Genomic DNA, 14895 nt, shown 5'->3' on the forward strand with positions numbered 1-14895 from the left:
GCCATATCTGAACCAGAATGCGATGTCGGCCTACGCTTATGGCTGACCCCGTCTGCCACACTGCCGGGCCTTTCCGGCTCGCCCTTGCCCACGCGAGAGACATGAATACCCCTGCCTCCATCGACCAGCGCACCTTCAAACGCATCCTGTCCCGCAACCTGGCGCTGCCGCTGGCCGCCGGCCTGCTCGGTGCCTTGTTCTTCGTGGGTCTCATCGCCTATCTGCTCAACGCCATGTCCTGGGTGGAGCACACCGACCGGGTGATCGGGCGCGGGCATGAGCTGTCGGCCCTGTCGGCGGACATGGAGACGGGGCTGCGCGGCTACGTGCTCAACGGCGACGAGCGTTTTCTCGATCCCTACGAGATCGCGCGTTCGCGCTTCCCGCGCGAGATCGAGAACCTGCAGCAATCGGTCAGCGACAACCCGGTGCAGGTCGACCGCCTGCGCCGTATCGCCGCGCTGCAGAACAGCTGGCTGGAGTACGCCGCGCAGGTGGTGACATTGCGCCGCGCCAATGGCGAAGATTGGCGGCGCCAGGTCACCAGCGGCGCCGGCAAACGCTTCACCGACGAAATCCGCCGCGAGATGGCCGATTTCCTGGAGATGGAGCAGCGCCTGCTCAAGGAGCGCACCGACAGTTCGCACGACATCTCGGTGGCCACCATCGCGCTGTACCTGATCTTCAGCCTGGTGCTGTCGGGCGGCCTGGCCATCTTCGGCCGGCGCGAGCTGATGCGGCTGTCGGACACCTACAACCGTGTGCTGTCGCAGCAGGGCGAGCATGCCGCCTTCCTGCAGCGCCAGGCCTGGCTGCGTGAGGGCCAGACCGAACTCAGCAACCGCCTGATGGGCCAGCAGGCCCTGCCGGTGCTCGGCGCCAATGTGCTGGAGTACCTGGCCCAGCGCCTGGGCAGCGTGGTCGGCGCGCTGTATGTGCGTGACGACCAGGGCCTGCTGCGGCGGGTGGCCGGCTATGGTTTCAACCGCGAGCTGGATGCCAGCCATGCGTTGCTGCAGAGGGGGGAGAGCCTCGTCGGCCAGGCCGCCGCCGAACACCGCCTGATCCGCCTGGACGCGGTGCCGCCGGATTACCTGCGTGTGAGTTCCGGCCTGGGCGAGGGCCTGCCGATGTCCGGCGTGGTGGTGCCGATCGAGCGCGAGGGCGAGGTCAACGGCGTGATCGAGTTGGGCTTCTTGCGCCCGCTCGAAGAGCGCGACCTCGACCTGCTGGCCGGCATCGCCGGCAGCGTGGGCGCTTCGGTCGAGGCGGCGCGCTTTCGCCAGCGGCTGCAGGACATGCTGGCCGAGACCCAGCAGCTCAACGAGGAGCTGCAGGTGCAGCAGGAAGAGCTGCGCACCGCCAACGAGGAACTGGAAGAACAGTCGCGGGTGCTGCGCGAATCGCAGGCCAGCCTGGAGGCCCAGCAGGTCGAGCTCGAACGCAGCAACCTGCGCCTGGCCGAGCAGGCATCGGCCCTGGACCAGCGCAATACCGCGCTCAACGAGGCACGCGGCGAACTCGAAGAGCATGCCGAGGAGCTGCAGCGCGCCAGCCGCTACAAGAGCGAGTTCCTGGCCAACATGAGCCACGAGCTGCGCACGCCGCTCAACAGCTCGCTGATCCTGGCCAAGCTGCTGGCCGACAACGGCCACGGCAACCTGACGGACGAGCAGGTGAAGTTCGCCGAGTCGATCTACGGCGCGGGCAACGACCTGCTCAACCTGATCAACGACATCCTCGACATCTCCAAGGTCGAGGCCGGCAAGCTCGATGTGCGGCCACAGGACATGGGCCTGGCGCGCCTGGTCGAGAGCCTGCGCGGCACCTTCGATCCGGTGGCCTCGCAGAAGGGGCTGGAGTTCGCGGTGGAACTGCGCCAGGGCACGCCCGCCACGCTCTACACCGACCGCCAGCGGGTCGAGCAGATCCTGAAGAACCTGCTGTCCAACGCCTTCAAGTTCACCGAGCGCGGCAAGGTGACGTTGGTGATCGCGCCGCGGGCCGAAGGCGGCCTGGCGATCGAGGTCACCGACACCGGCATCGGCATCGAGGCCAGCCAGCAGGAAAGCATCTTCGAAGCCTTCCGCCAGGCCGATGGCACGACCAGCCGGCGCTATGGCGGCACCGGCCTGGGGCTGACCATCTCGCGCGACCTGTCGCATCTGCTCGGCGGCGAGCTGACGGTCAGGAGCGCCGCGGGCGAAGGCAGCACCTTCACCCTGGTGCTGCCGGCCAGCTACCAGCCGCCGCTGCTGGCGCCGGCGCCGAGCTCGACGGCTTCCACCGCTGCGACGTCTTCTTCGTCCTCATCGGCAGCCTCCGCCAGCGTGGCCGCGCCGGCACCATCGAGCGGCCTGGCCGCTTCCGCCCTGGCACGCAGCCCCTCTCCGGCGCCCATGCCGCACCGCTCGCCGGTGCCCGCGCCGGCCTTCGCGGACGACCGCAACATCTCCGCCGCGGGAGCCGTGCGCGACGCACGGGTGGTGCTGGTGGTGGAGGACGAAACCAAGTTCGCCCACATCCTCTTCGACCTGGCCCACGAGCTGGGCTACAACTGCCTGGTGGCGCACGGCCTGGAAGACGGCTTCAGGCTGGCCACCGAGCATGCGCCCGACGCCATCCTGCTCGACATGACCTTGCCCGACGGCCCGGGCCTGTCGCTGCTGCAGCGCCTGAAGGAGAACCCGGCCACCCGCCACATCCCGGTGCATGTGATCTCCGCCCAGGACCGTACCGAGACCGCGCTGCACATGGGCGCCATCGGCTACGCCATGAAGCCCACCAGCCGCGACCAGCTCAAGACCATCTTCCACAAGCTCGAAGAGAAGCTCACCCAGAAGGTCAAGCGGGTGCTGGTGGTGGAAGACGACAAGCTGCAGCGCGAAAGCATCGTGCACCTGATCGGCGACGAGGACGTGGAGATCACCGCCGTCGACGAAGGCAACAAGGCCCTGGAGCTGCTGCGCGACCAGGTCTTCGACTGCATGGTGATCGACCTGAAGCTGCCCGACATGACCGGCAACGAGCTGCTGCGCCGCATGTCCGGCGACGACATCCGGGCCTTCCCGCCGGTCATCGTCTATACCGGCCGCAACCTCACCCGGGAGGAAGAGGCCGACCTGATGCGCTACTCGCATTCCATCATCATCAAGGGCGCGCGCTCGCCCGAGCGGCTGCTCGACGAGGTGACGCTCTTCCTGCACAAGGTCGAGGCTGAACTCTCCAACGAACGCCAGACCATGCTGCGCACCGCGCGCAACCGCGACAAGGTCTTCGAAGGCCGCAAGGTGCTGCTGGTGGACGACGACGTGCGCAACATCTTCGCCCTGACCAGCGCGCTGGAGCACAAGGGCGCCTTCGTGGAAGTGGGCCGCAACGGCCGCGAGGCGCTGGAGCGCCTGGCCGAGGTGCCCGACATCGACCTGATCCTGATGGACGTGATGATGCCGGAGATGGACGGCCTGGAGGCCACCCGCCGCATCCGCCTGAACCCGGCCTGGCAGAAGCTGCCGATCATCACCATCACCGCCAAGGCGATGAAGGACGACCAAGACCAGTGCCTGAAGGCCGGCGCCAACGACTACCTGGCCAAGCCGGTGGACCTGGACCGCCTGTTCTCGCTGCTGCGCGTCTGGATGCCGAAGATGGAACGCTCGGCGGTGTGAGGGAGGCGATGGTGCTCGAGTCCGATTCCGAGGTGCGCGGCTCCGTGTTCGGCCACGGGCCGGGCCCGGCCGCGCCGGTGTCCGCGGTGGACATCGAACTGAAGCTGCTCGTCGAAGCGATCTACCTCCGCTACAACCACGACTTCCGCGACTACTCCGGCGCCTCGCTGCGCCGCCGCGTGCTGTATGCGCTGACCCAGTTCGACTGCGCCACCATCTCCGCGCTGCAGGAGAAGGTGCTGCACGACCCGACCGCCTTCCACCGCCTGCTGCAATACCTGACGGTGCCGGTCAGCGAGATGTTCCGCGACCCCAGCTACTTCCTGGCCCTGCGCCAGCAGGTGGTGCCGGTGCTGCGCACCTATCCCTCGATCAAGGTGTGGATCGCCGGCTGCAGCACCGGCGAGGAGGTCTACTCCATGGCCATCCTGCTGCGCGAGGAGGGGCTGCTGGAGCGCACCATCCTCTACGCCACCGACATCAATCCGCATTCGCTGGACAGCGCGCGCCAGGGCATCTTCGCCCTGCAGCGCATCAAGGCCTATACCGCCAACTACCACCAGGCCGGCGGCCTGCGCGGCCTGTCGGACTACTACACGGCGGCCTACGACGGCGCGCTGTTCGACCGCTCGCTGCGCGACCACATCACCTTCGCCGACCACAGCCTGGCCACCGACAGCGTGTTCTCGGAGACGCATTTCATCTCCTGCCGCAATGTGCTGATCTACTTCAACAAGCGGCTGCAGGACCGGGCCATCGGCCTGTTCAACGAGTCGCTGTGCCGCCGCGGCTTCCTGGGCCTGGGCAGCAAGGAGACGCTGGACTTCTCCGAGCATGCCGCCAGCTTCGAGCCCCTGGTGCGCTCCGAACGCATCTACCGCAAGCGCTGAGCATCCATGGTTCCCGCCCGCGGCATGCCCGCCCGTCCACCGATCGAGGCCATCGCCATCGGCGCCAGCGCCGGCGGCGTGACCGCGCTGCTCCAGCTCTTCGCGGTGCTGGGGCCGGACTTCCGGCTGCCGATCTTCGTGGTGCTGCACATGCCCGAGGACCACGACAGCGGCCTGGCCGAGCTGTTCGACGCGCGCCTGCCGATCCCGGTGCACGAGGCCATCGACAAGATGGCGATCGAGCCCGGAAGCCTGTATTTTTCGCCGCCCGGCTATCACCTGCAGGTCGAGGCCGATGGCAGCTTTTCGCTGAGCTGCGAGCCGCCGGTGCTGTTCTCGCGTCCGTCCATCGACGTGCTGTTCGAGACCGCCGCCTTCGCCTACGGCAGCCGCCTGGCCGCCATCCTGCTGACCGGTGCCAGCGAGGACGGCGCCGCCGGCCTGGCCGCCGTGCACGCGCTGGGCGGATTCACCGCGGTGCAGGACCCCGCCGACGCCCAGATCGCCACCATGCCCCAGGCGGCCATAGACCGCCATCCACCCGACCGTGTGCTGCCGCTATCCGGGCTGCAGCACTTGCTTTTGGAACTTCACAATGCCGCCCGTCCAATCGCTGCCGAGGCCAGCCGAAAGGCATGATCCGCCCGTGACAGCCGTCTCCGTCCGTCCCATGCCGCCCGTCGCCCGCATCCTCATCGTCGATGACCTGCCCGAGAACCTGCTCGCGCTCGAAGCCCTGATCCGCCAGGACGGCATCGTGGTGCACCAGGCCAGTTCAGCCGACGGTGCGCTGACCCTGCTGCTGCAGCAGGAGTTCGCCCTGGCCATCCTGGATGTGCAGATGCCCGGCATGAACGGCTTCGAACTCGCCGAGATGATGCGCGGCACCGAGCGCACCCGGCATATCCCGATCGTCTTCGTCAGCGCCGCCGGCAGCGAACTCGACTACGCGTTTCGCGGCTACGAATCGGGCGCGGTCGACTTCCTGCACAAGCCGATCGATCCGCATGCGGTGCGCAGCAAGGTCACCGTCTTCGTGGACCTGTGGCGCCAGCGCCGGGCGGTGCGCACCCAGCTCGAAGAGCTGGAAGAGGCGCGGCGCCAGCAGCAGGTGCTGCTGGAGGAACTGCAGACCACCCAGCACGAGCTGCAGCGCGCGGTGCGCATGCGCGACGAGTTCATGTCCATGGTCTCGCACGAGATGCGCACGCCGCTCAACACGCTCTTCCTGGAAGCCCAGGTGCGCAAGATGCACCTGGCGCGCAACAACCTCAAGGCCTTCGAGCCGGTGCCGCTGAAGGCCATGGTGGACCGCGACGAACGCCAGATCCAGGCCATGATCCGGCTGATCGACGACATGCTGGACGTCACCCGGCTGCGCCGCGGCACGCTGTCGATCACGCCGAAGCGCTTCGACATCGCGGTGCTGATGCGCGGCATCGTGGAAGGCTTCTGCCAGCAGGCGGCGGCGGTCGAATGCCCGTTGGCGCTGCACGCGCCCCAGACGCTGGCGGTGGAACTCGACGAATTCCGCATCGAACAGGTGGTGGCCAACCTGCTGACCAATGCCTTCCGCTACGGCCCGGGCAAGACGGTGAACCTGAGCCTGCGCGAGCACGACGCCGGCGTCGAGATCGCGGTGCAGGACCAGGGCCGCGGCATCGCGCCGCAGGACACCCAGCGCATCTTCGAGCAGTTCGAGCGTGCGGTGGACAACAAGGTCTCCGCCGGCCTGGGGCTGGGCCTGTTCATCGTGCGGCAGATCGTGCAGGCGCACGGCGGCCGCATCGCGGTGGAGAGTGTGCTGGGGGAGGGCTCGACCTTCACCGTCTGGCTGCCGCGCATCGCGCAACCGGCCGGCCAGGGCTAGAGGGCCGGCCCGCCCGGGCCCGGCCCGGGCTGCTTCAGGCCATGATCCATTCGGCCGTGCCTTGCTGCCAGGCGCCCAGGGCGTCCTGCTGCAGCACGGCGGCCGTGCCTTCGTCGGGCTCCAGCTGGCTGGCGAAGGCCGAGATCGCATGGCGTTTGGCGTCCGCCAGATCCGCCGGCACCTCCACCCGCTGCAGCATGCGGTGCAGCAGGCGGCCATGGGCGGCGTGCGATGGCACCAGCGACCACACGGGAAATTCAAAGCAGCGCGCGCCGACGGTGCGGCAGGCGCTCAAGGCCGCGCGTGCACAGGCTTCGTGGTCGGGGTGGCCGTCGTGGCGCCAGGGGACGAATACCGTGTCGTTCGAACCCAGGGGCAGCAGTTCGGCGAGTTTGCGTTCATGCGCCGGCAGACCGCCATCGGGCAGGCCCAGGCGCAGCACCTGGGGCGAGATGGCCAGGCGGCGCAGGGCCAGCTCGCTTTCGTGCGGTCGTACCGTGCGCAGGGTTTCGGGTGTCCAGCGGGTGGAGTGCGGATGGCTGGCTTCGCCGTCGGTCGCCGCGATGATCAGCACCTCGCGGCCGGCCCGCGCCAGGGCGGCGACCGTGGCGCCCAGGGCCAGCACCTCGTCGTCCGGATGCGGCGCCAGCACCACCACACGCTGGCCGGCCGGCACCAACTGCTCCGGCGTGGTGCTCTGCGATCTGGGTGTGGCGATCGGGCGTGCGTTGGAAACCCATGGCGCATGCGGTCGGTGGGCGACGCGCATCTTCGGCTTGTACTGGGCGATCACGGCATCCATGGCGTTCCTTGTGCTTGCGCGGCACGCCGGCGTTGGGCGGCTCGCGCGTCTCCAGCCACCACGATAGGGCTGGCCCGCGGCCTGCCATGTCAGTCGATGACCGACGCTCGCGTGGGAAGAAGGATGCGGCCGCTCAGCCCTTGAAGACCTTGCGCGCCCGCACGCCGATCTGCAGCAGCCGCAGGTAGCCATGGGGCAGGGCGGCCTGCTCGTGGCTGAGGGACTGGCGGATGTGCCCGGCTTGCGCCGTCAGCCGCGGCTGCTTGAGCACGGTGCCCGCGCCGTCGCGCAAGACGGCCACGGCGGGTGTCTGGGCCTGCCGGCCGTTCTGCACCACCACGGCGGTCTCGCCCGATTCGAGCAGCACGAAGCTGCCCGGTGGAAAGCGGCCGATGGCCCGCAGCAAGGCCTGGCCGATGACGGCGACATAGGGATTGCTCCGGCCATCCACCAGTGCGCCGTAGGAGTCGCTGGCGGTGCGGCCGCTGCGGCTGGCGCGCGGGCTGATCATGGCCGCGTAGCGGTCGATGGTGGCCAGGATGTGCGGCAGCTGCATCGGCTGCGCCAGGGTGTTCCAGGCCGGCAGGCGGGCGCTGCCGCCTTCGATGTGGTGGTGGCCCACCAGCTCCAGCCAGAGGCCGTCGTCCACGCCCAGGCGGCGCAGCAGCAGGGCGCTGTCGTCGGGATGGCGATCGACGATCTGGCGCTGCCCGGGCGAGAGCCTTTCGGTCTGCAGGGCGAGTTCGTCCTGCAGCTGGGTCATGGCGATGTTCATCGTCATGGCGGCGCGCACCAGCGCGTCGCGGCCGGCCGGATGCAGGCGCATCTCCTGGGCCAGCACATGGCAGAGCGTGGCGCAGACCAGGGCATGCGAGGCGCTGTAGCCCACCGAGGAGGTGGAGGCCAGCTGGAACAGCAGGTAGAGCGCGGTGTCGGCATCGGCGCGCACCAGGGCCTGCATCCACAGGTCGTACTGCAGGATCTTGCGGGGGAACTCGTGCACCGCCTGGGGATGGGCGAGCACCATCGACAGGCCGCTTTCCAGGTCGGACCACAAGCCCAGCAAATCCTCGCCGCCCTGTTCGTGCGACAGCGGTACCGCGGTCGGGTGCGGCGAATGGGGCATCGGGATGGCGGGGGCGCTTTCCTGCTGGCGTGCCGGTGTCAGTCGCGGAAGTTGTTGAAGGACAGCGGCACGTCGGTCACGTCCTTCTTCAGCAGCGCGATCGCGCCCTGCAGGTCGTCGCGCTTGGCGCCGGTGATGCGCACCGCGTCGCCCTGGATGGAGGCCTGCACCTTCATCTTGCTGTCCTTGATCAGGCGCTGGATCTTCTTGGCCAGGTCGGACTCGATGCCGTTGCGCACCTTGATGACCTGCTTGACCTTGTCGCCGCCGATCTTCTCGACCTTGCCGATGTCCAGGAAACGCACGTCCACATTGCGTTTGGTGAGCTTGGCGCGCAGCACGTCCTCCACCTGGGTGAGCTGGAAGTCGGCATCGCCGAAGAGGGTGATTTCCTTGTCCTTCAGCTCGATGGCGGCCGAGGTGCCCTTGAAATCGAAGCGGGTGCCGATTTCCTTGGCGGTGTTGTCGACAGCATTGCGGACTTCGGACAGGTCGGCTTCGCAGACGGCATCGAAAGAGGGCATGAAAACTCCAGGAACAAAACGCGGGATCGGGCTCTACAGCAAAGCCGGCAGCGGCCGATGTTATGCCAGAAATAACTGTCCCGGCGCCTCGGCGAAGCGCTCCCGCGGGCCGGGCCGGATGAGAAAATGCTCCATGCGCATCGAGCACCACGTCCCCCTGCAGAGCTACAACACCTTCGGCATCGTCGCCCGGGCCCACCGCCTGGTGCGTATCGCGTCCGAGGCCGATGTCCATGCCGTGCTGGCCGACGCCGAACTGGGCGGCGAAGCCCGCTTCGTGCTGGGCGGCGGCAGCAATATCGTGCTGACCGGCGATGTGCGGCCGCTGGTCCTGAAGGTCGAGGTGCGCGGCATCCGCCTGGCCGAGGAGACCGAACGCTGCTGGGTGGTGGAGGCCGGTGCCGGCGAGAACTGGCACGAGACCGTGGCCTGGACCATCGCCCACGGCTATCCGGGCCTGGAGAACCTGGCGCTGATCCCGGGCACGGTCGGCGCCTCGCCGGTGCAGAACATCGGCGCCTATGGCGTGGAGCTGCAGGACCGTTTCCATTCGCTGGACGCGATCGACCTGCAGACCGGCCAGCCCTTCACCCTGTATGCGGCCCAGTGCGCCTTCGGCTACCGCGATTCGGTCTTCAAGCATGCGGCCGCGCCGGGCGGTTTCGGCCTGGCCAACCGGGCGCTGATCCTGCGTGTGCGTTTCCTGCTGCCCAAGCCCTGGAAGCCGGAACTCGGCTACCTGGACCTGGCGCGCCGCCAGGCGGAGGAGGGGGGGGCCCAGCCCACGCCGCAGCAGGTGTTCGACTGGGTGTGCGAGATCCGCCGCGCCAAGCTGCCCGACTGGCGGGTGGTGGGCAATGCCGGCAGCTTCTTCAAGAACCCGACCGTCTCGCCGGAGCAGTGCGCGGACATCATCGCGCGCGAGCCGCGCATCGTGCACTACCCGATGGCCGACGGCAGCATCAAGCTGGCGGCGGGCTGGCTGATCGATGCCTGCGGCTGGAAGGGCAAGTCGGTGGGCAATGCCGGCGTGTACGAGAAGCAGGCGTTGGTGCTGGTCAACCGCGGCGGCAGCGACCCGGCCCATGCGGTCACCGGCGGCGAGGTCATGACATTGGCCAAGGCGATCCAGACCAGCGTCTACGAGCGCTTCGGCATCCGGCTGGAGCCGGAGCCGGTGGTGGTCTAGGTGCCTGGGCGCCGGTCGAACTGCCGGGCCGCCTGCAGGATGGCGGGCACCTGCTCGTGCAGGCGGGTGCAGAGTCCGGCGGGCAGGAAACCGCTGGCCGCCATGTCGCTGCACAGGTCCTGCAGCAGTCTTCCCAGCATCGCGATGGCGCCGTCGTTGAGGACTCCCTGCGTCCCGGAGATGGCGAGCATGGCGGGCCATTGGCCAGGGTCGGTCAGGGCGCGCTCCAGCGCTGGAGGATCGATCGCCAGGCGCAGCGTGGGCATGATCATGTAGTGGCGGCGCCATGTCGTGCCCGACCGGCCGGAGCCGCCGCCATAGCCGGGCCCGCGCAGGCCGGCGTATTGCGCGACGCGCACGGCTGCTTCGCGCGCGGCCGCGGCATGGCGGCCGTCGATCATGCCCAGCCTCAGCAATGTCTCGACGAAGCGTGGCATGAGCGCGAGCTCCATCTCGCGGGACATGGCCAGGAAAAGCACCAGCGTGTCGTGGCTCGAAGCCAGCGAGCGGGCCAGTTCGCCGGGGGATGGGTTCCTGTCCGGCGGGCAGTCCAGCGCCTCGCATTTGCTCAGGCCTTCCTGCAGCCATTTCGCGGCCAGGGCCCGGTCGATCAGCCGGTCGAGTTCTTCGATCTCAGCCGTGGACGGAGCCGTAGGTCCGGGCTGGGTGAACAGGCTTCGGCTGAGCTGGCTGGCATGGGAGTCGGCAGGCCCGGCGGTGTCCTGGCGAGGGAGGGGCGCGAGCGCAGAGCTGGTGCCGCCCGGATCGGCGCTGCGGTCGGTGGTGGTGGTCGGGGTGGTCGTGGTGGCCGCCGAAGCCGTGGACTGCGTGTCTTGTGCCTGCGTCTGGCCGCTGGCTGCCGACGACTGGTGCGAGCTGGGAAACATATGCGTTCGCCTTGCAAGGTGCAAAGCCGCCAGCCTGCGTTTTTGTGCATGTGTGCCCGGACCGCGCACCGAAGCACCGTGCGCGGTGGCGAAGCGGCCTGCCCGGCGCGCGCTTTCGGCTGTCGAGGCGGGGCGCTAGAAGCCCCGCTTTTTCAGGCAGATGAGGAAGGCCCTGGCCTTGCCGGCGTCTTCCTGCAGACATTGCGTCATCGGACCGAACCTGGCCGCGAAGTCGAATTCGGGATGCGTCATGCGGCCGTGTCGATAGAAGTCCTTCACAGCGCTTTTGAGTTCACGCAGCCTGGCATCGTCGAATGTGGGAAGACTCCGAAGAGCCGACACCAGCGCGTCGGCGTCGAAGGCGGACGTGTTCTGGTCATGGGCATTCCAGTCATCCGGTATCCGGTGCTTCGCCCGGTCCTGGCGGTGGCGGGCGCGGACGATGTCGGGAATCAGGCCACGCAACAGTTCGCAGTGCTGGACCTCCAGGAAGGCGCTGGCCTGCATGTCGTCCACCAGGCCGAAGAGGTCTTTGATCAGGGCTCGGTAGGCACTCAGATGCATGGGGCCCTGAAGCTGCGGCAGCCCGATGAGCGAAGCCCAGCGGTCCGGATCGGCGAGGGTGGTGGCCAGGCTGGCCGGATCCATGGCCGCTCTGAGCAGACGGGCGGTGAAGAGACGGGTGCGTCTGGCGCCGGTCAGGGCAAGCTCGGGTTCCGGCGTCATGCCCAGCCGGCCTTGGTACAGCGCTTCGTAGTGGGCCACGCGTCGTGCCGCCGTCCTGGCCAGCGGGGCATGCCGCGCATCGATGAGGCCCCATGCCAGCATGGTCTCGATCAGATGCGGCATGTGGGCGGACAGCACCTCCGCCGGGTGGTTGCCCCAGAGGGTCAGCTCATCGTGCTGGATCGCCAGGGCCAGGGCGACCGGGTCCCGCCTCGCATCGGCTTCGAGTTCGTTGAACAGCCTGGCGATGGCGGCGATGCAGGCCTGGTGGTGTTCGACCCGGAACGCGCGATCCACCAGGGCCTGCAATTCCGCCTCGTGGCCTGCCGGAACTTTGCCGGCATCGACGCGATGAGCGGCATTCACGGGGGGCTGGCATTCCATCATGGCGCGCAGGGCAGCGACGAGTGCGGGCGCTTCCTTCTTCTCGCAGCTGCGGATTTTCTGGATCAGCTCGGCTGCTGTGCAGCCACTGGTCCCGGTGTCCGGCAGCCGCGGCGGCAGGCCGGGAAAGCGGCTGTCCATCGAGGCCTGCCCGGACTCGTTACCGACCGCGTGCGCGTCGTCGGCTGGATCGGACCCACGGTGCTTGTTCGCGTCGGGAGCGTTCCGACGAGGCGGCACGTTTACCGGACGCGGAGGAGTAAAAAGAAATCGGGCCGAAGTTGAAGTCGAACATGACGGAGCGAAAAAAGATCAAGCCTTCCAGGCTGAGCCTTTCCTGCAGCGCCGTTTCTCTCCAGACCGAAGCGCCGCATCGCCCCGCGCAAGGGCCATGCGGCATGGGCGGCCGCTCAGCCCTCGCGGCGCAGGGCCGGGAACAGGATCACGTCGCGGATGCTGGCCGCGTCGGTCAGCAGCATCATCAGGCGGTCGATGCCGATGCCGCAGCCGCCGGCCGGCGGCATGCCGTATTCGAGGGCACGCACGAAGTCGTGGTCGTAGTACATGGCTTCGTCGTCGCCGCTGTCCTTGGCGTCCACCTGCGACTGGAAGCGTGCGGCCTGGTCCTCGGCGTCGTTCAGCTCCGAGAAGCCGTTGCCGAATTCGCGGCCGGTGATGTAGAGCTCGAAGCGCTCGGTCACTTCCGGGTGCTGGTCGTTGGCGCGGGCCAGCGGGCTGATCTCGGTGGGGTGCTCCATGATGAAGGTGGGCTGCCAGAGCTTTTCTTCCACCGTCTCCTCGAAGTAGAGCACCTGCAGGCTGGCCAGGGTGCGGCCGGCCAGGCGGTTCTTCTCTTCGGTCAGGCCCAGCTTGCGCAGGGCGGCGGTCAGCCAGGCGGCGTCGTCCACGTTCTCGGCCGTGGCTTCGGTGTGGGCGAGGATGGCTTCGCGGATGGTCAGGCGGGCGAAGGGCAGCGACAGGTCCACCGGCTTGCCGCCGTAGCTGATCTGCAGCGAGCCGCGGGCCTTCTGCGCGGCGTCGCGCACCAGGGCCTCGGTGAAGTCCATCAGGTCGCGGTAGTTCCAGTAGGCCGCGTAGAACTCCATCATGGTGAACTCGGGGTTGTGCCGGACGGAGATGCCTTCGTTGCGGAAGTTGCGGTTGATCTCGAAGACGCGCTCGAAGCCGCCGACCAGCAGGCGCTTGAGATAGAGCTCCGGCGCGATGCGCAGGAACATCTGCTGGTCGAGTGCGTTGTGGTGCGTCTCGAAGGGCTTGGCGTTGGCGCCGCCGGGGATGGGGTGCAGCATCGGCGTTTCGACTTCCAGGAAGTCGTGCGCCACCATGAACTCGCGCAGGGCGCTGACGGCCTTGCTGCGGGCCTTGAAGCGGGTGCGCGCTTCTTCGTCCATGATCAGGTCGACATAGCGCTGGCGGTACTTGGTCTCCTGGTCGGCCATGCCGTGGAACTTGTCGGGCAACGGGCGCAGGCTCTTGGTGAGCAGGCGCAGCGAAGTCACCTTGACCGAGAGTTCGCCGGTCTTGGTCTTGAACAACGTGCCTTCGGCGCCCAGGATGTCGCCCAGGTCCCAGCGCTTGAATTCGGCATAGGCCTCCTCGCCCAGCGCGTCGCGGGTGACGTAGAGCTGGATGCGGCCGGTGGCGTCCTGCAGGGTGGCGAAGCTGGCCTTGCCCATCACACGCTTGAGCATCATGCGGCCGCCGACGCTGGCCTTGACCGGCGCGGCTTCGAGCGCCTCGGCATCGGTACCGCCGTGGGCGGCCTGCAGCGGGGCGGCGCGGTCTGCCGGCTGGAAGTCGTTGGGGAAGGGCACGCCGCCATCGGCCGCGCGGGCGCTGCGCAGGCTGCGCAGCTTCTCGCGGCGTTCGGCGATCAGCTGGTTTTCATCCTGTGCGGGGGCTGCGGGCGTGGGGGTGGTGTCGGACATGGCGGGCGAGGAAGGGGCTGGAAAAAAACAAAGGCCTGCGAGAGGCCAGCCCGCGATTCTAAATTGTCCAACCGGCCACCGCCGGGCCGCCCCAAGGCGGCCGGGCCTCCTCCTTGGGAGGTGGCGAATTACACGTAGCGAAGTGGAGTGAAAAGCCGGGAGGCTTCCATTACCCTATGCCGTTGCGGGCGAGGATGTCGCCCACGAGTTCAAGACGGACCAGGGGGTTTTCCAGCGCCATGAGTTGCTGCTTCAGTTCCGTGGACAGTGGCAGCAGCTCGCTCCAGCGGTTGGAGACCCAGCCGCAGTCGCCCAGCTTCCAGGGCGGCGACAAGGGCAGCGGCGGGGCGTCGGGCACGTCGCGGCGCTGCTGCAGGGTCTCGATGAGCTGGGCCAGGGCATCGGCATCGGCCTGCAGGTCTTCGGGCACGTCGACCGGCAGGTCGGGCTCGATCGCCTCGGCGTCGGCCACCCACAATCCGTGCTGCAGCTGCTCGCGCCGCGCAATGCGGAAACGCTTGCCGCCGGTGCAGTTGAGCACGATGAGGCCGGACTGCGGGCTTTCCATGCTGTCGATGCGGGCCAGCGTGCCCACGTCGTGGAAGACCTCGCGCGCGCCGCCGGCCTGGCGCACCTCGTTGCCGGCGATCAGCGCGACCACGCCGAAGGGCGAGCCGCTCTCGTGGCAGCGGCGCACCATGTCGAGGTAGCGGACTTCGAAGACCCGCAGGGGCAGCAGGCCGCCCGGGAACAGCACGGTCGACAGGGGGAAAAGCGGCAGGGATTGGAGACTGATGTCGGTCGGCATGGAGAGCGCGGGATGGCACGGCGGCCGACTATCATCCCACGGCCGCCTTCGCCCGGCGATTGGCCGAACCCG

The 14895-nt window shown here is 68.3% G+C and carries 12 protein-coding genes; 5 read left to right on the plus strand and 7 right to left on the minus strand.

Features of this window, described 5'->3' with window-relative positions; all coding sequences use genetic code 11:
• Nucleotides 1–101: 101 nt before the first annotated feature.
• Genes GT347_RS23620 through GT347_RS23635 form a run of 4 tightly spaced genes read left to right on the plus strand, consistent with a single transcriptional unit; the run spans nucleotide 102 to nucleotide 6428 of the window.
• Nucleotides 102–3668, plus strand: coding sequence for a response regulator (locus tag GT347_RS23620; RefSeq protein WP_160554516.1), 3567 nt, complete (start codon nucleotides 102–104; stop codon nucleotides 3666–3668).
• 8 nt (nucleotides 3669–3676) lie between these two features.
• Entirely contained in the window at nucleotides 3677–4558 is an 882-nt protein-coding gene (locus GT347_RS23625) for a CheR family methyltransferase (RefSeq protein ID WP_160554517.1), read from the plus strand.
• 24 nt (nucleotides 4559–4582) lie between these two features.
• Nucleotides 4583–5197 carry a chemotaxis protein CheB gene (locus GT347_RS23630; RefSeq protein WP_229722452.1) on the plus strand — a complete coding sequence of 205 codons (615 nt, stop codon included), beginning with the start codon at nucleotides 4583–4585 and terminating at the stop codon, nucleotides 5195–5197.
• 31 nt (nucleotides 5198–5228) lie between these two features.
• Nucleotides 5229–6428: a hybrid sensor histidine kinase/response regulator gene (locus tag GT347_RS23635; protein WP_160554519.1), complete on the plus strand. Its 1200-nt coding sequence runs from the start codon at nucleotides 5229–5231 to the stop codon at nucleotides 6426–6428.
• 34 nt (nucleotides 6429–6462) lie between these two features.
• Here the strand turns inward: GT347_RS23635 and GT347_RS23640 are convergent, their stop codons facing one another.
• From GT347_RS23640 to GT347_RS23650, 3 genes are all read right to left on the minus strand, one after another.
• Nucleotides 6463–7230 (minus strand): PIG-L deacetylase family protein, encoded by a 768-nt coding sequence (locus GT347_RS23640; RefSeq protein ID WP_160554520.1) that lies wholly within the window; start codon nucleotides 7228–7230, stop codon nucleotides 6463–6465.
• A gap of 133 nt (nucleotides 7231–7363) precedes the next feature.
• Complete coding sequence (locus GT347_RS23645; protein WP_160554521.1) at nucleotides 7364–8356, minus strand: HD-GYP domain-containing protein; 993 nt, start codon at nucleotides 8354–8356, stop codon at nucleotides 7364–7366.
• Nucleotides 8357–8394: 38 nt separating this feature from the next.
• Nucleotides 8395–8880 carry a YajQ family cyclic di-GMP-binding protein gene (locus GT347_RS23650; protein WP_160554522.1) on the minus strand — a complete coding sequence of 162 codons (486 nt, stop codon included), beginning with the start codon at nucleotides 8878–8880 and terminating at the stop codon, nucleotides 8395–8397.
• A gap of 133 nt (nucleotides 8881–9013) precedes the next feature.
• On the opposite strand from GT347_RS23650, the gene murB reads away from it, so the two are divergent.
• Entirely contained in the window at nucleotides 9014–10069 is a 1056-nt protein-coding gene (gene murB / locus GT347_RS23655; RefSeq protein ID WP_160554523.1) for a UDP-N-acetylmuramate dehydrogenase, read from the plus strand.
• On the opposite strand, the gene GT347_RS23660 is transcribed toward murB, so the two are convergent.
• The 4 genes from GT347_RS23660 to GT347_RS23675 form a co-directional block, all read right to left on the minus strand.
• Entirely contained in the window at nucleotides 10066–10956 is an 891-nt protein-coding gene (locus GT347_RS23660) for a hypothetical protein (protein ID WP_160554524.1), read from the minus strand. The two genes, murB and GT347_RS23660, sit on opposite strands and share 4 nt — an antisense overlap.
• 135 nt (nucleotides 10957–11091) lie before the next feature.
• Nucleotides 11092–12207: a hypothetical protein gene (locus tag GT347_RS23665; RefSeq protein WP_160554525.1), complete on the minus strand. Its 1116-nt coding sequence runs from the start codon at nucleotides 12205–12207 to the stop codon at nucleotides 11092–11094.
• A 269-nt stretch (nucleotides 12208–12476) separates the two neighbouring features.
• Complete coding sequence (gene lysS, locus GT347_RS23670) at nucleotides 12477–14015, minus strand: lysine--tRNA ligase (RefSeq protein ID WP_160554526.1); 1539 nt, start codon at nucleotides 14013–14015, stop codon at nucleotides 12477–12479.
• Nucleotides 14016–14184: 169 nt separating this feature from the next.
• A complete protein-coding gene (locus GT347_RS23675; RefSeq protein WP_160554527.1) occupies nucleotides 14185–14823 on the minus strand; it encodes an LON peptidase substrate-binding domain-containing protein in 639 nt (212 codons plus the stop codon).
• Nucleotides 14824–14895: the final 72 nt, after the last annotated feature.

This window comes from Xylophilus rhododendri (assembly GCF_009906855.1).
GTDB classification, from domain to species: domain Bacteria; phylum Pseudomonadota; class Gammaproteobacteria; order Burkholderiales; family Burkholderiaceae_C; genus Xylophilus; species Xylophilus rhododendri.